The organism is Pseudomonas sp. OG7, from assembly GCF_014192825.1.
Lineage (GTDB): Bacteria > Pseudomonadota > Gammaproteobacteria > Pseudomonadales > Pseudomonadaceae > Aquipseudomonas > Aquipseudomonas monteilii.
Window position 1 is genome coordinate 125,527 of sequence record NZ_JACHYK010000006.1, and the last position, 19,194, is coordinate 144,720.

18 protein-coding genes are annotated in these 19,194 nt (G+C 63.0%); 8 read left to right on the forward strand and 10 right to left on the reverse strand.

Translation table 11 applies throughout. The features are described 5' to 3' along the window. Positions 1 to 50 precede the first annotated feature (50 nt). The 6 genes from lepB to rpoE form a co-directional block, all read right to left on the reverse strand. The gene (lepB, locus tag FHW75_RS16100) at positions 51 to 905 is read right to left on the reverse strand and encodes a signal peptidase I (protein WP_016713698.1); all 855 of its coding nucleotides are present in this window, start codon (positions 903 to 905) and stop codon (positions 51 to 53) included. 5 nt (positions 906 to 910) lie between these two features. Continuing rightward, the gene (gene lepA / locus FHW75_RS16105) at positions 911 to 2,710 is read right to left on the reverse strand and encodes a translation elongation factor 4 (RefSeq protein ID WP_025754588.1); all 1,800 of its coding nucleotides are present in this window, start codon (positions 2,708 to 2,710) and stop codon (positions 911 to 913) included. A 181-nt stretch (positions 2,711 to 2,891) separates the two neighbouring features. After that, positions 2,892 to 4,289, reverse strand: coding sequence for a DegQ family serine endoprotease (locus tag FHW75_RS16110; RefSeq protein ID WP_371105074.1), 1,398 nt, complete (start codon positions 4,287 to 4,289; stop codon positions 2,892 to 2,894). A 209-nt stretch (positions 4,290 to 4,498) separates the two neighbouring features. Then, on the reverse strand, positions 4,499 to 5,464 hold the full coding sequence (locus FHW75_RS16115) for a MucB/RseB C-terminal domain-containing protein (RefSeq protein WP_019097230.1): 966 nt from the start codon (positions 5,462 to 5,464) through the stop codon (positions 4,499 to 4,501). A 12-nt stretch (positions 5,465 to 5,476) separates the two neighbouring features. Beyond that, positions 5,477 to 6,067, reverse strand: a complete 591-nt coding sequence (locus FHW75_RS16120) for a sigma-E factor negative regulatory protein (protein ID WP_019097231.1) — start codon at positions 6,065 to 6,067, stop codon at positions 5,477 to 5,479. 31 nt (positions 6,068 to 6,098) lie between these two features. Next, entirely contained in the window at positions 6,099 to 6,680 is a 582-nt protein-coding gene (gene rpoE / locus FHW75_RS16125; RefSeq protein WP_003252049.1) for an RNA polymerase sigma factor RpoE, read from the reverse strand. Between the two features lie 434 nt (positions 6,681 to 7,114). On the opposite strand from rpoE, the gene nadB reads away from it, so the two are divergent. Next, entirely contained in the window at positions 7,115 to 8,719 is a 1,605-nt protein-coding gene (gene nadB, locus FHW75_RS16130) for an L-aspartate oxidase (RefSeq protein WP_019097232.1), read from the forward strand. A gap of 118 nt (positions 8,720 to 8,837) precedes the next feature. Here nadB and FHW75_RS16135 read toward each other — a convergent pair whose 3' ends face one another. After that, complete coding sequence (locus FHW75_RS16135) at positions 8,838 to 9,296, reverse strand: protein YgfX (protein ID WP_183674077.1); 459 nt, start codon at positions 9,294 to 9,296, stop codon at positions 8,838 to 8,840. After that, on the reverse strand, positions 9,280 to 9,534 hold the full coding sequence (locus FHW75_RS16140; protein WP_003252043.1) for a succinate dehydrogenase assembly factor 2: 255 nt from the start codon (positions 9,532 to 9,534) through the stop codon (positions 9,280 to 9,282). The genes FHW75_RS16135 and FHW75_RS16140 overlap by 17 nt, the downstream gene beginning before the upstream one ends. A gap of 133 nt (positions 9,535 to 9,667) precedes the next feature. Here FHW75_RS16140 and FHW75_RS16145 point away from each other — a divergent pair, with 133 nt between their 5' ends. Together FHW75_RS16145 and FHW75_RS16150 are read left to right on the forward strand one after the other, a co-directional pair. Next, entirely contained in the window at positions 9,668 to 10,609 is a 942-nt protein-coding gene (locus FHW75_RS16145) for a folate-binding protein YgfZ (protein ID WP_019097234.1), read from the forward strand. 55 nt (positions 10,610 to 10,664) lie between these two features. Beyond that, positions 10,665 to 11,471: an HDOD domain-containing protein gene (locus tag FHW75_RS16150; protein WP_025754590.1), complete on the forward strand. Its 807-nt coding sequence runs from the start codon at positions 10,665 to 10,667 to the stop codon at positions 11,469 to 11,471. A 62-nt stretch (positions 11,472 to 11,533) separates the two neighbouring features. On the opposite strand, the gene FHW75_RS16155 is transcribed toward FHW75_RS16150, so the two are convergent. Then, a complete protein-coding gene (locus FHW75_RS16155; RefSeq protein ID WP_016713689.1) occupies positions 11,534 to 12,913 on the reverse strand; it encodes a sensor histidine kinase in 1,380 nt (459 codons plus the stop codon). Further along, the gene (locus FHW75_RS16160; protein ID WP_016713688.1) at positions 12,906 to 13,577 is read right to left on the reverse strand and encodes a response regulator; all 672 of its coding nucleotides are present in this window, start codon (positions 13,575 to 13,577) and stop codon (positions 12,906 to 12,908) included. Before FHW75_RS16160 ends, FHW75_RS16155 begins: the two co-directional genes overlap by 8 nt. Positions 13,578 to 13,778: 201 nt before the next feature. On the opposite strand from FHW75_RS16160, the gene FHW75_RS16165 reads away from it, so the two are divergent. The 5 genes from FHW75_RS16165 (at position 13,779) to FHW75_RS16185 (ending at position 19,189) form a co-directional block, all read left to right on the forward strand. After that, positions 13,779 to 15,068 (forward strand): OprD family porin, encoded by a 1,290-nt coding sequence (locus tag FHW75_RS16165; RefSeq protein ID WP_016713687.1) that lies wholly within the window; start codon positions 13,779 to 13,781, stop codon positions 15,066 to 15,068. Positions 15,069 to 15,100: 32 nt separating this feature from the next. Beyond that, complete coding sequence (locus FHW75_RS16170; protein WP_003252023.1) at positions 15,101 to 16,081, forward strand: tripartite tricarboxylate transporter substrate binding protein; 981 nt, start codon at positions 15,101 to 15,103, stop codon at positions 16,079 to 16,081. Between the two features lie 107 nt (positions 16,082 to 16,188). Further along, positions 16,189 to 16,647 carry a tripartite tricarboxylate transporter TctB family protein gene (locus tag FHW75_RS16175; RefSeq protein WP_019097236.1) on the forward strand — a complete coding sequence of 153 codons (459 nt, stop codon included), beginning with the start codon at positions 16,189 to 16,191 and terminating at the stop codon, positions 16,645 to 16,647. A gap of 3 nt (positions 16,648 to 16,650) precedes the next feature. After that, entirely contained in the window at positions 16,651 to 18,165 is a 1,515-nt protein-coding gene (locus FHW75_RS16180) for a tripartite tricarboxylate transporter permease (RefSeq protein ID WP_016713684.1), read from the forward strand. Continuing rightward, positions 18,158 to 19,189 (forward strand): AbrB family transcriptional regulator, encoded by a 1,032-nt coding sequence (locus FHW75_RS16185; RefSeq protein ID WP_019097237.1) that lies wholly within the window; start codon positions 18,158 to 18,160, stop codon positions 19,187 to 19,189. Before FHW75_RS16180 ends, FHW75_RS16185 begins: the two co-directional genes overlap by 8 nt. The last annotated feature ends 5 nt before the right edge of the window (positions 19,190 to 19,194 follow it).

Consider the following 19,194-nt stretch of genomic DNA (forward strand, 5'->3'; position numbering starts at 1 on the left):
CTATGTCAGAAATGCATTCGGCGCTGTCTGCTGGACAGCGCCGATGGGTATCAATGGATCAGGCCAACCCGCGACAGGTTGGGCAGGTGGCTGAGCTTGGGTTCTGGCCAGCTCATCCACACCGCAAAGGCCTTGCCGACGATGTTCCGGTCCGGAACCATGCCGTGCAGCTCCTTGGGAATGTTCGGGTCATCCCAGAAACGGCTGTCGTTGGAATTGTCGCGGTTGTCGCCCATCATGAAGTAATGGCCTGCCGGCACGGTCCATTGCTGGTCCGGCGGCATGCGGTAACGGCTCATTTCCTTGCGGATCAGGTGTTCGGCCTCGCCGAGTTTTTCCTTGTACAGCTCGGCGCTGCCCAAGGTACCTGGCTCGGTGCCCACCAGTTGTTCGGCAATCGGCTGGCCGTTGACGAACAGCCGCTTGTCGTTGGTGTAGCGAACCACATCACCCGGCAAGCCAACCACACGCTTGATGTAGTTGACGTTCGGGTCGCTCGGGTAGCGGAACACCATTACATCACCGCGTTGCGGGTCACCGACCTCGATGACCTTCTTGTCGATCACCGGCAAACGAATGCCGTACGAGAACTTGTTCACCAGGATGAAATCACCCACTTCCAGGGTCGGTTTCATCGACCCCGAAGGGATCTGGAACGGTTCGACCAGGAACGAGCGCAGCACCAGCACGATGAACAGCACCGGAAAGAACGACTTGCCGTACTCGACCAGCAACGGTTCCTTGTTCAGGCGCTCGACCACGGCCATCTCGGGCTGGCTGACGCTGCCCTGGTAGTTGGCGATTGCTGCGCGCCGGCGCGGGGCCAGGAACAGCAGGTCGATCAAGCCCAGCAGACCGCAGACGAAGACGGCGATGACTAGCAACAGCGGGAAATTTAGCGACATAGGACCTAGCTATCCAACCTGAGCACGGCGAGGAAGGCTTCTTGTGGAATCTCCACGTTGCCCACCTGTTTCATGCGTTTCTTACCGGCCTTCTGCTTCTCCAGCAGTTTCTTCTTACGGCTGACGTCACCACCGTAGCACTTAGCCAGTACGTTCTTTCTGAGCGCCTTGACGGTTGTCCGGGCGATGATCTGGCCGCCGATAGCTGCCTGGATCGCCACGTCGAACATCTGCCGAGGGATCAGTTCCTTCATCTTTTCGGTCAACGCACGGCCTTTGTAGGCCGCGTTGTCGCGGTGCACGATCAATGCCAAAGCATCGACCTTGTCGCCGTTGATCAGTACATCCAGCTTGACCAGGTTGGCCGACTGGTAGCGGTCGAAATGATAGTCCAGCGAAGCATAGCCGCGGCTGGTGGACTTGAGGCGGTCGAAGAAGTCCAGTACCACTTCGTTCATCGGCATGTCGTAACGCACCTGAACCTGGCTGCCGAGGAACTGCATGTCGCGCTGCACGCCACGCTTCTCGATGCACAGGGTGATGACGTTACCCAGGTGCTCTTGCGGTACCAGAATGGTCGCGGTGACGATCGGCTCACGGAAGTCGGCCACAGCCGATACGTCTGGCAGCTTCGACGGGTTGTCGACAACGATGGTTTCGCCGGTTTTCAGCTCCAGCTCGTAGATCACGCTAGGTGCGGTGGTGATCAGGTCCAGGTCGTATTCGCGCTCCAGGCGCTCCTGGATGATCTCCATGTGCAGCATGCCAAGGAAGCCGCAACGGAAGCCGAAGCCCAGGGCGTCAGAGCTTTCCGGCATGTACTGCAGCGACGAGTCGTTCAGGGTCAGCTTCTGCAGGGCATCGCGGAAGTCTTCGAAGTCGTCGGAGCTGACCGGGAACAGGCCGGCGTAAACCTGCGGCTGGATCTTCTTGAAGCCTGGCAGCACTTCGACCTCAGGGGTCGAGGACAGGGTCAGGGTGTCACCCACAGGGGCACCGTGAATGTCCTTGATGCTGGCGATGATGAAGCCTACTTCGCCGGCTTTCAGGTCTGCGGTCTGGGTGTGTTTCGGGGTGAATACACCCACGCTGTCGACCAGGTGCACCTTGCCGGTGGACTTGACCAGGATCTTGTCACCCTTCTTGACGCGGCCCTGGCGCACGCGCACCAGCGAGACCACGCCCAGGTAGTTGTCGAACCAGGAGTCGATGATCAGCGCTTGCAGCGGCGCATCGATCTCGCCCTCGGGTGCAGGAATGGAGTGCACCAGGCGCTCGAGCACCTCGTCCACGCCCATGCCGCTTTTGGCACTGCAGGCCACCGCGTCGGTAGCGTCGATGCCGATGATCTTCTCGATCTCGTCCTTGACGCGGTCCGGGTCGGCCTGGGGCAGGTCCATCTTGTTCAGCACCGGCATGACCTCCAGGCCCTGCTCGATGGCGGTGTAGCAGTTGGCCACGGACTGGGCCTCCACGCCCTGGCCGGCGTCGACGACCAGCAGAGCACCTTCACAGGCCGCCAGCGAGCGCGAGACTTCGTAGGTGAAGTCGACGTGGCCGGGGGTGTCAATGAAGTTCAACTGGTAGGTCTTGCCATCCTGCGCCTTGTAGTGCAGCGTGACGCTGTGGGCCTTGATGGTAATACCGCGTTCACGCTCCAGGTCCATGGAATCAAGCACCTGGGCTTCCATTTCGCGTGCCGACAGGCCACCGCACATCTGGATGAAACGGTCGGCCAGCGTCGACTTGCCATGGTCGATGTGGGCGATGATGGAGAAATTGCGGATATGACTCAAATCACTCACGGGTCAACACTCGAAAAGGCTGCGAGCCGGACGCCCGCCGAAAAATAGCCGGGAATTGTACCTCAAGCTGCCGGGATATGGGAGATTCCTCTGTCCGACTGTACACAGCAATCCACCGTCCAATTGTGAATAATCATGAAAAAGGGCAGCCGTAGCTGCCCTTTTTCCCATTCCAGGCCGCTTATTCAGCGAGCTTGAAGGTGATGAAGCTGGCGCGGCCCTGACGCAGCACGCGCATCGACACCGAACGGTTCTTCGGCAGCTCCTTGGCGATTTCGGTGAACTCTTTGGCCGAACCGATGGCCTGGTTGTTCAGGTGGCTGATGACATCACCCGGACGCAGACCGATCAGCGCTGCCGGGCCATCCTGCACTTCCTTGATGACCACACCGCCTTTGAGCTCCAGGGATTTCTTCTGCTCGGCGGTCAGGTCGGCGACCGACACACCCAGACGGTTACTGCTGCGCTCGGCACTGCCATCGGCACCGGTGCCGATGTCGGCATCATCGTCCGGCAGCGCGCCGACGCTGATGTCCAGGGTCTGGCGCTTGCCGTTGCGGATGATTTCCAGCTTGGCCTTCTCGCCATCCTTGAGGCCGCCCACCAGGTGTGGCAGGTCGGCCGACATGACGATTGGCTGGCCGTTCATGCTCAGGATCACGTCGCCCACCTGCAGGCCGCCCTTGGCTGCCGGGCCGTTTTCCAGCACCTGGGCCACCAGGGCACCGGCCGGTTTTTCCAGACCGAAGGATTCCGCCAGGTCCTTGTTGACCTCCTGAATGACCACGCCCAGCCAGCCGCGGCTGACCTTACCGTCTTTCTTCAGCTGGTTGGACACATCGATCGCCACATCGATCGGGATGGCGAATGACAGGCCCATGAAGCCACCGGAGCGGGTGAAGATCTGCGAGTTGATACCCACCACCTCGCCCTTCATGTTGAACAGCGGGCCGCCGGAGTTACCCGGGTTGATGGCCACGTCAGTCTGGATGAACGGTACATAGGTGTCGTTTGGCAAGGTACGGCCCTTGGCGCTGACGATGCCTTTGGTCACCGAATGGTCAAAGCCGAACGGCGAACCGATGGCCAATACCCATTCGCCCACCTTGAGTTTCTCGGAGTCACCCAACTTGACCGTCGGCAGGTTCTTGCCTTCGACCTTGAGCAGAGCCACGTCGGTGCGCGGGTCGGTGCCGACCAGCTTGGCCTGCAGCTCGCTGCGGTCCGACAGGCGGACGATGATCTCGTCGGCATCGGCCACCACATGGTTGTTGGTCAGCACGTAGCCATCGCTGGAAATGATGAAGCCCGAGCCCAGCGACTGCGCCTCGCGCTGGCGGTCACCCCGCGGCGAACGCGGCTGCTGCGGCATGTTGCGCTCGAAGAACTCGCGGAACATCGGCGGCAGGCCTTCCAGGTCCGGCATCTGCCCGGCGGCGACGCGGTCGGGCAGCTTCTGCTTGGTACTGATGTTGACCACGGCCGGCGAGGCCTGCTCGACGAGGGTGGTGAAGTCCGGCAGGGCTTCCTCGGCCTGGGCGGTGAGCACCTGGCCAAGCATCAGCACGGCGGCGAACATCGTTAGGTAGGATTTCAAGCGTGGTATTGACATACGGCTCCCGTCACAACGAGCGGTAGTTTAGAAAGGCCCCTGCACAAAGCAGGAAAGGCCAGGCTCCTGAAAGCCTGACCTATAGAAAATTTGCCGGTGGATTGCAAATGACAATGCTTTAATTTCATTTCAGCCGTATGTCCGCCTGCCTTGGCACGGCCCTCAAACGCGCGCCATCACTGGCGCGCCTGGGCATCCTGAGGGCGCATCGACAAAGCGACGCGTTCTGCCGTACCGAGCGGAATTTCGCCCACCACGGTCACCATCACCTTGCCCTTTGGCGTATTCAGGCGACGCGAAACGGCCGAAGTCGGGCCGAGCTGGGTGCGCATATCGGTGCCACCGTCATCGTTCACAGGTTCGAGGAACACGGAAAAACGTGCGAGGCCATCGTCATACATCAGGCTGCTGACCGAACTTTTGTGTTTGGGGTCGCGGCGCACCGAGCTGTTAACCAGTTCGAACCCGGGCGGCAGCCAATCCGAGCGCCAGCCAGCAACGCTGTCATTGCTGACGGGCCCGCCATGCTGCACAGGCTTGCAGGTAGCGCTGGGGCGCAAGTCATCGTCGCCAGGCGGCTCGTCGGTATCGAGGCGGGTCATCTGGAAGCGCTCCAGCAACTGCCCTTTGTCGTTGAGCATCAACGAGCGCAGTGGCAGGCCGGTATTACGGTCCAGGTGCAGTTCGAAGGCGTAGCGGTGCTGGTCGCGGGGTGTGAGCGTCACGATCACGGCGTCGCGCCCTGCGACCCGTGACTTGCCAGCCACGCTCAAATCGTACCAGCCCATCAGTTTCAGCGGATCAAGCACACGCGGTGCGGTGTCTGGCGGTGCCGTGACACTGCTCACCAAGGCCCCACTGACACACTCCACCTTCCCATCCACACGCACGATTTCCTGGGCGGCGCCATCGAGCTGCAGCAGCCGCTCGCTGACCTTGCCGTCCTCGACCCGGTGCCAGATATCGTGGGAAGAGAAGCTGCCGTTGCGCTCGTAGACGAAAGAGCCTTGGTAGCTCTGCTTTTGCTCGGCCTGTGCCAGCTTGTTCAGCCACTCACTCGCCTGGGGCGAGGAATTGGCCGCCAATGCTGGCACCATCATGCAGCTGCCAATCAGCAGCGACAACAGAGGTAGCGCGCGCATGATCCTCCTTACTTAACGGTTCTCCAGGCTGGCAGCGCGGGCATAAGGCAATGCGGTTTCAGTGCCCTTGAGCGCAGATTCCTGGGCATGCTGGCGCAGGTAGCCTGGCAGACGCTGATCCCAGCCGGCCTGGTTCTGCAGCACGCCGTTGGCCATTGGCCCGGTCGGTTGCTCGCTGCTCTCACTATAGCCTGCCAAAACGGCCGGGCCTTGGGCTTGTGGCACGCTCAGGCCTTGCTGGGCAGGCTGCTGGGCTGCAAGCTCCGCACCGGTGATTTCGTCCTGGTTGTACATGCGTACACCAGCGAGCACCGCAACGGTGACCGAAGCCGCTACAGCCAGGCGGCCAATGCTGCGCCACGGGCCTTTCTTGACCTTGGCCGGCACCGCTTCGTCAGCCAGCGCAGCAGACACCGCCGAGGCGATATCCAGGTTAGGCAGCAGCAGCTCCTTGTGCATGGCTGCACGGGCCACCTGGTAACGCGACCAGGTGGCACGGGCTTCGGCATCGTCGACGGCGTTCAACACCCGACGCAATTCCAGTTCGTCCGCTTCGTTATCCATCACCGCGGACAGCGATTCCTGCAAAGCTTCACGACTCATGGTGGTTCCTCTCTTGGCTGTCGCCGCTGTCTCAGGTTTCCTGCAACAACGGCTGCAGGGCTTTGTCTATGGCCTCCCGAGCGCGAAAGATTCGAGAGCGCACGGTACCCACCGGACATTGCATGACACTGGCAATGTCTTCGTAACTCAGCCCGTCGAACTCGCGCAGGGTCAGTGCCGTGCGCAGGTCTTCGGGCAGTTGCTGGATGGTGCGATGGACGGTGCCTTCGATTTCATCCCGCAACAACGAGCGCTCTGGGGACTCGAGATCCTTGAGGCCATGATCGCCGTCGTAAAACTCCGCATCCTCGGAGCTCACATCACTGTCTGGCGGCCGTCTTCCACGGGACACCAGGTAATTCTTCGCCGTGTTGATGGCGATACGGTACAGCCAGGTATAAAACGCACTGTCACCGCGAAAATTGCCAAGCGCACGGTAGGCCTTGATAAAGGCTTCCTGCGCCACATCCTGGGCTTCGTGGGTATCGTGAACGAACCGCACGATCAACCCGAGAATCTTGTGCTGATACTTCAGCACCAACAGATCGAACGCTCGCCTGTCGCCGCGCTGAACGCGCTCGACAAGCTGCTGATCCTCTTCCTGGGTTAGCATGAACACTCCTCGGTGAACTCGAAGGAGCGTTGCAACAGCCATCGATCAGGCTTGCAACCATAGACTCGGGCTTTACGCAAAAGTTCTCCCCTCCAAGCAAGTTTCCTGCAGCCCTTGGTCGGCTTGCACGAAAGACGCGGCGCGGTCACGGCCGGCTACGTCAATAATCAGGTTTCGAATACGCAGAGACAGCCCGGACAGGCCTGCCACCCTGCGTCGCCGCGGCAAATTGTGGCGTGCGGGCAGCCTTCATAGGATTTCCGGCCATGCCGGAAAGTTCCCACAAAGGTTGCCGCAACCTGGCAAGTGGCATGGAAATTGGCCACCCCGGGCTGCTATAAAGGCATCCCGGCCAAGTTTAACGATAGTTTCACAATGCCATCTGCGCGTGACTATTGTGCCGTGCCCCTTCCAAAGATTACTAGTGTCCCGACATGAGCCAACAATTCCAACATGATGTCCTGGTGATCGGCAGCGGTGCCGCCGGTCTCAGCCTGGCACTTAACCTTCCCAGCCACCTGCGCGTTGCGGTGCTCAGCAAGGGCGACCTGGCCAACGGCTCGACCTTCTGGGCCCAGGGCGGGGTCGCTGCGGTGCTCGACAACACCGATACCGTGCAGTCGCATGTCGAGGACACCCTCAATGCCGGCGGCGGCCTGTGCAACGAAGAGGCGGTGCGCTTTACCGTCGAGCACAGCCGGGAAGCCATTCAATGGCTGATCGAGCAAGGCGTGCCCTTTACCCGCGACGAGCACTACAGCGTTGATGACGGCGGTTTCGAGTTTCATCTCACCCGTGAGGGCGGCCATAGCCACCGGCGCATCATCCACGCCGCCGATGCGACCGGCGCGGCCATTTTCACTACGCTGCTGCAGCAGGCTCGCCTGCGCCCGAACATACAGCTGCTGGAACAACGTGTAGCGGTCGACCTGATCACCGAACGCCGCTTGGGCCTGCCTGGCGAACGCTGCCTGGGCGCCTATGTGTTAAACCGCAATACCGGCGAGGTAGACACCTTCGGCGCACGTTTCACCGTGCTGGCCACCGGTGGCGCGGCCAAGGTCTACCTCTATACCAGCAACCCCGATGGCGCTTGCGGTGACGGTATCGCCATGGCCTGGCGGGCGGGTTGCCGGGTGGCCAACCTTGAGTTCAACCAGTTCCACCCGACCTGCCTGTACCACCCGCAGGCCAAGAGCTTCCTGGTCACCGAAGCCCTGCGCGGCGAAGGCGCGCTGCTGCGCCTGCCCAACGGCGAACGCTTCATGCCACGCTTCGACCCACGCGAAGAACTGGCCCCGCGCGACATCGTGGCCCGCGCCATCGACCATGAGATGAAGCGCCTGGGCGTGGACTGCGTCTACCTGGACATCACCCACAAGCCGGCAGACTTCATCAAGAGCCATTTCCCCACCGTGTACGAGCGCTGCCTGGCATTTGGCATCGACATCACCCGCCAACCGATCCCGGTGGTGCCTGCCGCGCACTACACCTGCGGCGGGGTGATGGTCGACGACCGTGGTCACACCGACGTACCGGGCTTGTACGCGATCGGCGAAACCAGCTTCACCGGCCTGCACGGCGCCAACCGCATGGCCAGCAACTCATTGCTGGAATGCTTCGTCTATGGCCGGGCGGCCGCTGCCGACATCGAGGCGAACCTGGAGGCAGTGGCCATGCCCAAGGCCCTGCCGGGTTGGGACGCCAGCCAGGTCACCGACTCGGACGAGGACGTGATCATTGCGCACAACTGGGACGAACTGCGGCGTTTCATGTGGGACTACGTCGGCATCGTGCGCACCAGCAAACGCCTGCAACGCGCGCAGCATCGCATTCGCCTGCTGCTGGATGAAATTGACGAGTTCTACAGCAACTACAAGGTCAGCCGCGACTTGATCGAACTGCGCAACCTGGCGCAGGTTGCCGAGTTGATGATCCTGTCGGCCATGCAACGCAAGGAAAGCCGTGGGCTGCATTACACCCTGGACTACCCTGGGATGCTGGACGAGGCCAAGGACACCATTCTTAGTCCGCTCTGAGATCGGCGTCGCGGCCTTCGCGGGCTCGCCCGCTCCCACAGGAGCTCCACTGCCTTGCAGCCTTGCGCAGTACCTGTGGGAGCGGGCAAGCCCGCGAAGAAGCCAACCCGGTCTGTAACTATGTGCGGGCCACTTCTGCCCACCTGCGCCTGCTGAACTTCAACCTTACCCGCAAGCGCCGATGCTCATCCGCCCCCAACGCATCCCGCGCTATGCACTGGCTCTCCCCCAGCCACCGCCCCACCCGCTCAAAGCGCAACACCACCAGCCCCGGCAACGCCACGCTGTCCCGGCACAAACGCACCGGCTGCCAGCCACGGGCACGGCTGAGCACCTGCCAGCCACGCACATCACGGCGCAAGCCAACAACGGCATGCTCATGCGTCAACAGGATACGTCGGGGAATGGCCCAGCCAGCGTGGGCAATACAGGCAGCGACAACAGAGAGGGCCAGCCACCCAGGCAGCGGGCTCGCCCACACGGCAAGCCACGCCAGTACCTGGCACACCAGATAGGCCGCTAGCAGCAGGCGTGAGCCTTGCCAGCGGCACTCGAAGCACTCACTTGGGCTGGACACGGTCCAGGATGATGCGAACCATGCGCTGCAGCTCCGGGTCTTCAGACTCGGTGCGCTCCATGAACCAGCCGAACATGTCCTGATCCTCGCAGCTCAACAGACGCACGTACAGTTCGCGGTCGGTCTCGTTGAGGGTGGGGTAGACTTCCTGGGTGAAAGGCACCAGCAGCACGTCCAGTTCCAGCATGCCACGGCGGCTGTGCCAGAAAAGCCGGTTGAGTTCAGTTTGTTCGACCATGGGGCCCTCCTCGAATGGCCCGCCAGTATACAGCCAGGCACGCGAAGCGACACCGGGCGTTGGTCTAGTCACCTACCTATTTTGTTACCGGCGTTCTATGATGGCCGCCAGTCTTTAGCCACCGCGATGACCCATGGCCGATTCCGCTTTCTTCTGCCCCCTGTCCCACGAGGGCATCCTCGCCGTCCGCGGCTCCGATGCAGGCAAGTTCCTGCAAGGCCAGCTGACTTGCAACATCAACTACCTCAGCCAGGAACACGCCAGCCTCGGCGCCCGCTGCATGGTCAAGGGGCGCATGCAGTCCAGCTTCCGCATCCTGCCTGAAGGCAACGGCTACCTGCTGGCCATGGCCAGTGAACTGCTCGATGCGCAACTGGCCGACCTGAAAAAGTACGCCGTGTTCTCCAAGGCCACGCTGACCGATGAAAGCGCCGCCTGGGCACGCTTTGGCCTGCAAGGTGGCGACGCTGCGCTGCAGGCGCTGGGGCTCGACGTGCCCGCAGTTGCCGGCAGCACCGTACGCCATGAGGGCCTGATTGCCATTGCCGTTTCTGCAGGCCGCGTAGAACTGTGGGTGCCGGCAGACAACGCCGACAGCGTGCGCCAGGCCCTCGTCGGCGCCCTGCCCGAGGGCAGTCTCAACGACTGGCTGCTTGGGCAGGTTCGCGCCGGTATCGGCCAGGTCATGGGGCCGACCCGTGAGCTGTTCATCCCGCAGATGATCAACCTGCAAGCCGTCGATGGTGTCAGCTTCAAGAAAGGCTGCTACACCGGCCAGGAAATCGTCGCCCGCATGCAGTACCTGGGCAAGCTCAAGCGCCGCCAGTACCGTCTGGCACTGGACCAGCAGGCCATCCCGGCGCCGGGCGCCGAAATTTTCTCGCCCACCCATGGTTCGTCGGTCGGTGAAGTGGTCATTGCTGCTGGCAACGGCGCAGGCTGTGAACTGCTTGCGGTGCTCAGCGCCGAGGCAGTTGAAGATGACAACCTGCACCTGGGGAGCCTGGAAGGCCCGCGCCTGCAGGTACTGACCCTGCCTTACGAACTGGACCGCGACCGGGAAATCCAGCGCTGACCAGCCTGCCCCGCCCTTGTGGCGGGGCCGCACCACCACTGCGGTAGACACGCCCATGAACAAGCTGGCCGAGATGGTTCAAGCACAGTTGCTCGATGCCATCGAAAAGGATGACCTGGTCCTGCCGACCCTGCCAGAGGTTGCCTTGAGCATCCGCGAAGCAGCGGAAGACAGCGAGATCAGCGTAGCGGCCCTGAGCAAGGTGATCGGTCGCGATGCGGCCCTTTCTGCGCGCCTGATAAAGGTAGTCAACAGCCCGCTGCTGCGTGCAGCGGTCGAGGTCACCGACCTGCACACTGCCATCACGCGGCTGGGCATCAATTACAGCTGCAACCTGGCCATTGGTCTGGTGATCGAGCAGATTTTCCATGCACGCGCGCCGGCCGTTGAACAAAAACTGCGCGACATCTGGGCCAACAGCCTGGAAGTTGCGGGTATCAGCTACGAAATCTGCAGGCGCTACACGCACCTCAAGCCCGATCAGGCTACCTTGGGTGGGCTGGTCAACCAGATTGGCGCACTGCCGGTACTCATTTACGCCGAAGAGCACAACGAACTGCTGTCCGACCCGGTTTGCCTGCATTACGTGATAGAGCAGATCCAGCCGGTGCTGGGGGACAAGATCCTCAAGGCCTGGGAGTTTCCGGAGCAACTGGTCAACCTGCCCAGCCAGGTTCAGGACCTGGACCGGCAGACTGACAAGGTCGATTACATCGATATCGTGCAGATCGCCCGCTGCATCAGCCAGCGCGGGCGCCATCGGCCATTGGCGGCGCTGCCGGCTTATCGCCACCTGGGGTTGCCGTTTGGTACTGAGCTGGAGGTGGAAGAGCTGCTTGAAGCGCGGAGCATGTTCCGCTGAGCAGTGCCAGCCTGTTCTGGCCCTATCTGGCTTGCCGGCGATAGGGCCAGAACAGCAACACATCAATCGGCGATAAAACTCACCCGCACCCGCAGCCCGCCGTTCTCGCCATCATGCAGGCTTACCTGCGCCAGGTGCGCCCGGCAGATCTCACCGACAATCGCCAGCCCAAGCCCGCTCCCTTGCGCACTGCGCCGGTAGAACCGCTCGAACACCCGCTCACGCTCAGCCTCGGGAATACCCGGCCCGTCGTCTTCCACCTCCAGCACCGCCGGCGCCACCACCCGCAAGATCACATTGCCACCCTCTGGCGTGTGCGCCAGGGCATTGTCCACCAGGTTGCTCAACAGCTCGTTGAGCAGCGTCGGCTCACCCTTCAGCCACACTGGCGCCTCGGCCTCCAGGGCCAGCGCAACGCCGCGTTTGTGTGCCAACGGGGCCATGGCCATACCCAACTCACGGGCCAGCTGGCTCAGGTCCAGGCGCTGCGCGCCGCCCTCGGCAATTGCCCGTGCTCCGTTCTCCACCCGTGCCAACGACAACAGCTGGTTAGCCAGGTGGGTCAGGCGGTCAGTGCCTTGTGCCGCAGATTCCAGCGTCTGCCGCCACGCTTGCGGCTCGGAGGAGCGAAGGCCCAGCTCCACCCGCGCCTTCAAGGCAGCCAGCGGCGTACGCAATTCATGGGCGGCATCGGCAATGAACTGCGCCTGGCGCTCGAACTGGCCGCGCAGGCGCTCGGTAAAGTGGTTCAAGGCTCGCACCAGCGGGCCGAGCTCACGCTGCACCTGCACCACCGGCAAAGCCCGCAAGTCATCTGGCTGGCGCTCTTCCACCGCCGTGCGCAGGCGCTCCAATGGCCGCAACGCCGCACTCACGGCAAACCACACCATCACCAACGCCCCCAGCGCCAGCATACCCAGGCGCAACAGGGTGTCGGCCATCAGCCCACGGGCCATGCGCACCCGCGCCTCTTCCGTCTCGGCCACGCGGATTTCCGCCATGCCGTTCATGTTCGGCTCGGTCACTGCCTTCAGCAGGCTGACCACCCGCACATCCTGGCCCAGGTAGGTGGCGTTGTAGAACCGCGCAAGCGCCGGGTAATCGTCAGTGCGCGGCGTGCCGGGCGGCGGCGGTGGCAGGTTCTCGTAGCCGGAGATCAGCCGCTGTTTGATGTCCAGCACCTGGTAGTAGATGCGCCCGGCGCTGTCGTAAGCGAACGTGTCCAAAGCCACGTAGGGCACATCCGCGCTCAGCGAGCCGTCACGCTGCGACAGGCCAGCGGCGATGGTGCGCGCCGAGGCCAGCAGGGTGCGGTCGTAGGCGGTATCGGCGGCCTCACGGCCATTCCAGTAGGCGCTCAGGCCGCTGGCCAGCATCAGCACCACCAGCAGCAGGGCCAGGTTGCCCAGCAGGCGCCCGCGCAAGCTGCCGTTGTCACGCATCGCGGTGCTCTAGCAGGTAGCCCAGCCCACGGAAAGTGACAATGGCCACCGGGTGGCCGTCGAGCTTTTTGCGCAGCCGGTGGATATAGATTTCGATGGCATCCGGGCTGGCTTCTTCATCCAGGCCGAACACCTGGGCAGCCAGTTGCTCTTTGCTCATCACCCGACCCGGGCGTGCGATCAGCGCTTCCAGCACGCTTTGCTCGCGCGACGTCAGGGTCAGGTTGTCGTCGCCAAGGGCAAAGCGCCGGGTATCCAGGTCGTAGACCAGCGGCCCGCAACGTTGCTGGCGCTCGCCACCGAGCACACTGCGGCGCAGCAAGGCCTTGACCCGTGCTTCCAGCTCGGTCAGCTCGAACGGTTTGGCCAGGTAGTCGTCTGCCCCCAGGTTCAGGCCATGAACCCGGTCCTTGACGTCGCTGCGCGCGGTCAGCATCAGCACCGGCACCGTCTTGCCACGGCCGCGCAGGCGCGCCAGCACCTCAAAGCCATCCATGCGCGGCAAGCCGACATCCAGCACGGCGACAGCGTATTCCTCGCTGGCCAGGGCCAGGTCGGCAGCCACGCCGTCATGCAGCACATCCACGGTCAGGCCGTGGCTTTTCAAGGCCTGGGCCACGCTTTCGGCCAGTTGCAGATGGTCTTCGACCAGCAGCACACGCATCGGATTCTCCCTGCTCGGGTGGGGCGGTTGGCGCGGAGTGTACCGCTGTCGCCAAGCCTGTGAAGCCCCTCGTAACAAACCTTTCACGCTGAAAGGTTAGCGAAAGGTTCGTTACCTAGCATCGCACCACGGTCGCCCTTCGCGCCGAAAAAAGCACCAGCAAGGTGCAACGAATAAGAACAATAAACGGAGTCATCGACGATGCTGTCATCGCAGCCGCAGGCGTTCGCGCCTACCCGTTCCTTTGCCGCACGCCCCTCCGCCATCGCCAGCGCCCTTGCGCTTGCCGGTGTCGCCCCGATGAGCCAGGCCGCCTTCTTCGAAGACAGCACAGCCACCTTCGAAACCCGCAACATGTACTTCAACCGCGACTTCCGCGACGGCACCAGCGCGCAGCAATCCAAGCGCGACGAGTGGGCCCAGGGCTTCATCCTCAACTTCGAGTCCGGCTACACCGATGGCACCGTAGGCTTTGGCCTGGATGCACTGGGCATGCTCGGCATCAAGCTCGATTCCAGCCCCGACCGCACCGACACCGGCCTGTTGCCGACCCACGATGATGGCAAGGCCGCCGATGAGTATTCCAAACTCGGCCTGACCGGTAAGGTGAAGATTTCCCAGACCGAACTGAAGATCGGCACCCTGATCCCCGAGCTGCCAACCCTGCAGCCCAACGACGGGCGCATCCTGCCGCAAACGTTCGAAGGCGGCCTGCTCACCTCGAAGGAAATCAAGGGCCTGACCTTCACTGGCGGTCGCCTGGACAAGGCCAAGGACCGCAACGACACCAACTGGGAAGACCTGGCGCTGAACAACAAGAACGGCCGCTTCGGTGGCAGCTTCAGCGCCGACAACCTGGCCCTGGGCGGGCTGGACTACCAGTTCACCGACCGCATCACCGGCAGCTATCACTTCGCCCAGCTCGACGACATCTACCGCCAGCACTTCATCGGCATGGTCGCCACCCAGCCGTGGGGCCCGGGCACCTTCGGCGCCGACCTGCGCCTGGCCGTGAGCGACGACGCCGGTGCGGCCAAGGCGGGCAACATCGACAACACCACCGTCAACGGCATGCTCAGCTACGCCCTGGGCGGGCACAAGGTCAGCGCCGCCTGGCAGCAGCTGTCAGGGGACAGCGCCTTCCCGTATGTCGATGGTGCCGACCCTTACCTGGTCAACTTCGTCCAGATCAACGACTTCGCCGGCGCCGACGAGCGCTCCTGGCAAGCGCGCTACGACTACAACTTCGCCGCACTCGGCGTGCCCGGCCTGACCTTCATGACCCGCTACATCAGCGGCGACAACGTCAGCCGCGCCGCTGGCGGCGAGGGCAAGGAGTGGGAACGCAACACCGAGCTCAAGTACGTGGTACAAAGCGGCCCGTTGAAGAACGTCGCCGTGCGCCTGCGCAACGCCACCTTCCGCTCCAACTTCGCCCGTGACGCGGACGAAGTGCGGCTGCTGGTGAGCTACAGCGTCGCCCTGTGGTAACCCAATAACAACAACGCTCACGGAGATAGACGATGACCTTTTCACTGCGCCGCCTCGTCCTCGCTACCGGCTGCCTGCTGTTGGCCGGCAATGCCCTCGCTGCCGAACCGAAACGCCCCGAATGCATCGCCCCCGCCTCACCCGGCGGCGGCTTCGACCTGACCTGCAAACTGGTGCAAAGCGCCCTGGTGCAGGAAAAAATCCTCAGCAAGCCGATGCGCGTCACCTACATGCCCGGCGGTGTCGGCGCGGTGGCCTACAACGCCGTGGTCGCCCAACGCCCGGCCGATGCCGGCACCTTGGTGGCGTGGTCCAGTGGTTCGCTGCTGAACCTGGCACAAGGCAAGTTCGGCCGCTTTGACGAGAACGCGGTGAAGTGGCTGGCCGCTGTCGGTACCAGCTATGGCGCCATCGCGGTGAAAAGCGACTCCCCTTATAAAACCCTCGATGACCTGGTCGCCGCGCTGAAGAAAGACCCGAGCAAAGTGGTGATCGGCTCTGGCGGGACCGTGGGCAGCCAGGACTGGATGCAGACCGCCCTGATCGCCAAGGCTGCCGGCATCAACCCGCGTGACCTGCGCTACGTGGCCCTGGAAGGCGGTGGCGAAATTGCCACGGCGTTGCTGGGTGGCCATATCCAGGTTGGCTCGACCGACATCTCCGACTCCATGCCGCATATCCAGAGCGGCAACATGCGCATCCTTGCGGTGTTCTCGGAAAACCGCCTGGACGAGCCCGAGATGAAAGACATCCCCACTGCCAAGGAACAGGGCTACGACATTGTCTGGCCGGTGGTACGCGGTTTCTACCTGGGGCCAAAGGTGAGCGACGAGGACTACGCCTGGTGGAAAGCTTCGTTCGACAAAATGCTGGCCTCGGAAGACTTCGCCAAGCTGCGTGACCAGCGCGAGCTGTTCCCGTTCGCCATGACCGGCGAAGAGCTGGACGGCTATGTGAAGAAGCAAGTGGCTGACTACAAGGCATTGGCCAAGGAATTCGGGCTGATTCAGTAAGCCTGTCGGATTCACCACAATCCCTGGGGGAGCAGGCACCGCGGTGCCTGACACCGGCCTTGCCGGTGTTCGCGGGCACGCCCGCTCCCCCAAACGAGGACTCTGCAATGATCCTGCAACGCATCTTCGCCCTGGCCCTGCTGGCGGTGTGCGCCGCCCTGGCCGTGATGGCATTGCCCTACCAGGCGGCGTTTTCCTATGAGCCGGTCGGCCCACGCGCCTACCCGCTGCTGATGCTCGGCCTGATGAGCCTTGGCCTGCTGTACCTGGTGTTTCGCCCTACGCCCATCGTGCGCAAGGACGACGAACCGGAACTGGACCGCGAAACCCTGACCAAGATTGCCGCCTGCGTCGGCCTGCTGGTTGTTTTCGCCGCCACCTTCGAGCCTTTGGGCTTCATTCTCAGCGCCATGCTGGTCGGTGTGCCCATGGCCCGGCTGTACGGCGGTCGCTGGCTGCACAGTGCCATGGTGGTGGTCGGCATGAGCGTCTTTCTCTACTGGCTGTTCGACCGCGTAATGGACGTGCCCCTGCCCCTTGGCCTGCTGAGCGTACTGGAGAACTGACACATGGATACCTTGAGCTACCTGGGCCAGGGCTTCGGCGTCGCCCTGTCCCCCTACAACCTGGTCACCGCCCTCTCCGGCACCCTGATCGGTACCGTGGTCGGCCTGCTGCCAGGCCTGGGCCCGATCAACGGCGTGGCCCTGCTGATTCCCATCGCCTTCGCCCTGGGCTTGCCACCGGAGTCGGCGCTGATCCTGCTGGCGGCGGTGTACCTGGGTTGCGAGTACGGTGGGCGTATCAGCTCGATCCTGCTGAACATCCCGGGCGAGGCCTCGACCGTGATGACCACCCTCGACGGTTACCCGATGGCCCGGCAGGGCTTGGCCGGCGTGGCCCTGTCGCTGTCGGCCTGGAGTTCGTTCATCGGTGCCTTCATCGCCACCTGCGGCATGGTGCTGTTCGCGCCGTTGCTGGCGAAATGGGCCATTGCTTTCGGCCCGGCGGAGTACTTCGTGCTGATGGTGTTCGCCATCGTCGCCCTGGGTGGCATGGCCGGTGACAAGCCCCTGAAAACCTTCATTGCCGCCCTGATCGGCCTGTTCCTGTCGGCGGTCGGCATCGACGCCAACAGCGGCGTCTACCGCTTCACCGGTGACAGCGTGCACCTGGCCGACGGCATCCAGTTCGTGGTGCTGGTACTGGGCCTGTTCTCCATCAGCGAAATCCTCCTGCTGCTGGAAAAGACCCACCATGGCCACCAGGCGGTCAAGGCTACCGGCCGCATGCTGTTCAACTTCAAGGAAGCGGCTTCGGTGTTCGTGGTGAACATTCGTTGCGGTCTGCTTGGTTTCATCATGGGTGTTCTGCCTGGCGCCGGCGCAACCTTGGCCAGTGCCGTGGCCTACATGACCGAGAAGCGCCTGGCGGGTGAAAGCGGCAAGTTCGGCAAGGGCGATGCCCGTGGCCTGGCCGCACCGGAAACCGCCATCGGTGCTTCGTGCTGTGGCGCCCTGGTGCCGATGCTGACCCTGGGTGTGCCGGGCTCTGGCACCACCGCCGTGATGATCGGTGCCCTGACCCTGTACAACATCACCCCCGGCCCACTGCTGTTCGAACAGCAGCCAGACATCGTCTGGGGCCTGATCGCCTCGCTGTTCATCGCCAACATCATGCTGGTGATCCTCAATATTCCGATGATCCGCATTTTCACCCGCATCCTCGCCGTGCCGAACTGGGCGCTGGTGCCGGTGATCGCCATCATCACCGCCATCGGCGTGTACGCCGTGCATGCCACCACCTTCGACCTGTTCCTGATGGTCGGCATCGGCATCATGGGCTACATCCTGCGCAAGCTGGACTTCCCGCTGTCGCCAATCCTGCTCGGTTTCATTCTCGGCGGGCTGATGGAGCAGAACCTGCGCCGCGCACTGTCGATTTCCAACGGTGAGCTGGGCATCCTCTGGTCGAGCCCGATCAGCATGGGCGTGTGGGCGCTGGTGGTGCTGATGCTCGCCTTGCCGCTGCTTCGCATCTGGCGCAAACGCAGCCAGCAGCGCCGGGCCCTGGCCGATGCCTGATCGCGGGTTGCCGTTGTTTGTCGCAACCGGGCTGGTCGGCCTTGCTGGCGGTTACATCGCCAGCAAGGTCGGCTGGCCTTTGCCGTGGATGGTCGGCTCGCTGCTGGCCATCATCCTGGTGCGCTGCCTGACGCCCTGGCAACTGTCAGAGATACCCAACGGCCGCAAGTGCGGGCAGTGCATCATCGGCATCGGCATTGGCCTGCACTTTACCCCGGCGGTGATCGAGCAGGTGGGCAGCCATTTTGCGCTGATTTTCTTCGGCGCCCTGTTCACGACCCTGTCCAGCGTGATCAGCGTGTGGCTGTTGCGAAAGACCGGTGAAGACCGCGCCACGGCTTTTTTCGCCAGCATGCCAGGAGGCTCGGGGGAGATGGTCAACCTCGGCGCACGTAACGGCGCGGTACTGAGCCAGGTGGCTGCGGCGCAGAGCCTGCGGGTGCTGGCGGTGGTGCTGTGCGTACCGGCGCTGTTCAAGTTCTTGCTGGGTGACGGGGTGCCGCTGAACCACACGGGAAGCGTCAGCTGGAGCTGGCTGGCCTTGATAGCGCCGTTGGGCGGTGCCGTTGCGCTGCTCTGGCAACGGTTGCGCCAGCCCAATCCATGGCTGTTCGGGCCATTGCTGGTAGCGGCCACGGTCAGCCTGGCCGGCAACCTGCAAATCGCACTGCCCAATGGTGCCAGCCAGATCGGCCAGTGGCTGATAGGCAGCGGCCTGGCTTGCCACTTCAACCGCGCCTTCTTCCGCCGCGCACCGTCGTTCCTGGGGCGCACGCTGTTAGCCACGGCGCTCTGCATGGCGATTGCCGGCAGTGCCGCGTGGGTACTCAGCGTGATGACCGCGCTGGATTTGCGTTCGCTGACGCTGGGAATGATGCCGGGCGGAATTGCCGAAATGAGCCTGACGGCAGAAACCCTGCAACTGTCGGTACCGCTGGTGACGGCGCTGCAGGTGATGCGCCTGCTGTTCGTGCTGTTTTTGGCAGAGCCGTTGTTCAGGTATTGGGTAAGGAACCAGCACTAGGGGCC

Bases quoted from the DNA above. Each gene is read 5' to 3' on its own strand.
- lepB (WP_016713698.1), bottom strand. From the start codon at position 905: ATGTCGCTAAATTTCCCGCTGTTGCTAGTCATCGCCGTCTTCGTCTGC.
- FHW75_RS16110 (WP_371105074.1), bottom strand. From the start codon at position 4,289: ATGTTCGCCGCCGTGCTGATGCTTGGCCAGGTGCTCACCGCCCAGGCC.
- FHW75_RS16115 (WP_019097230.1), bottom strand. From the start codon at position 5,464: ATGCGCGCGCTACCTCTGTTGTCGCTGCTGATTGGCAGCTGCATGATG.
- FHW75_RS16120 (WP_019097231.1), bottom strand. From the start codon at position 6,067: ATGAGTCGTGAAGCTTTGCAGGAATCGCTGTCCGCGGTGATGGATAAC.
- rpoE (WP_003252049.1), bottom strand. From the start codon at position 6,680: ATGCTAACCCAGGAAGAGGATCAGCAGCTTGTCGAGCGCGTTCAGCGC.
- nadB (WP_019097232.1), top strand. From the start codon at position 7,115: ATGAGCCAACAATTCCAACATGATGTCCTGGTGATCGGCAGCGGTGCC.
- FHW75_RS16140 (WP_003252043.1), bottom strand. From the start codon at position 9,534: ATGGTCGAACAAACTGAACTCAACCGGCTTTTCTGGCACAGCCGCCGT.
- FHW75_RS16145 (WP_019097234.1), top strand. From the start codon at position 9,668: ATGGCCGATTCCGCTTTCTTCTGCCCCCTGTCCCACGAGGGCATCCTC.
- FHW75_RS16150 (WP_025754590.1), top strand. From the start codon at position 10,665: ATGAACAAGCTGGCCGAGATGGTTCAAGCACAGTTGCTCGATGCCATC.
- FHW75_RS16155 (WP_016713689.1), bottom strand. From the start codon at position 12,913: ATGCGTGACAACGGCAGCTTGCGCGGGCGCCTGCTGGGCAACCTGGCC.
- FHW75_RS16160 (WP_016713688.1), bottom strand. From the start codon at position 13,577: ATGCGTGTGCTGCTGGTCGAAGACCATCTGCAACTGGCCGAAAGCGTG.
- FHW75_RS16165 (WP_016713687.1), top strand. From the start codon at position 13,779: ATGCTGTCATCGCAGCCGCAGGCGTTCGCGCCTACCCGTTCCTTTGCC.
- FHW75_RS16170 (WP_003252023.1), top strand. From the start codon at position 15,101: ATGACCTTTTCACTGCGCCGCCTCGTCCTCGCTACCGGCTGCCTGCTG.
- FHW75_RS16175 (WP_019097236.1), top strand. From the start codon at position 16,189: ATGATCCTGCAACGCATCTTCGCCCTGGCCCTGCTGGCGGTGTGCGCC.
- FHW75_RS16180 (WP_016713684.1), top strand. From the start codon at position 16,651: ATGGATACCTTGAGCTACCTGGGCCAGGGCTTCGGCGTCGCCCTGTCC.
- FHW75_RS16185 (WP_019097237.1), top strand. From the start codon at position 18,158: ATGCCTGATCGCGGGTTGCCGTTGTTTGTCGCAACCGGGCTGGTCGGC.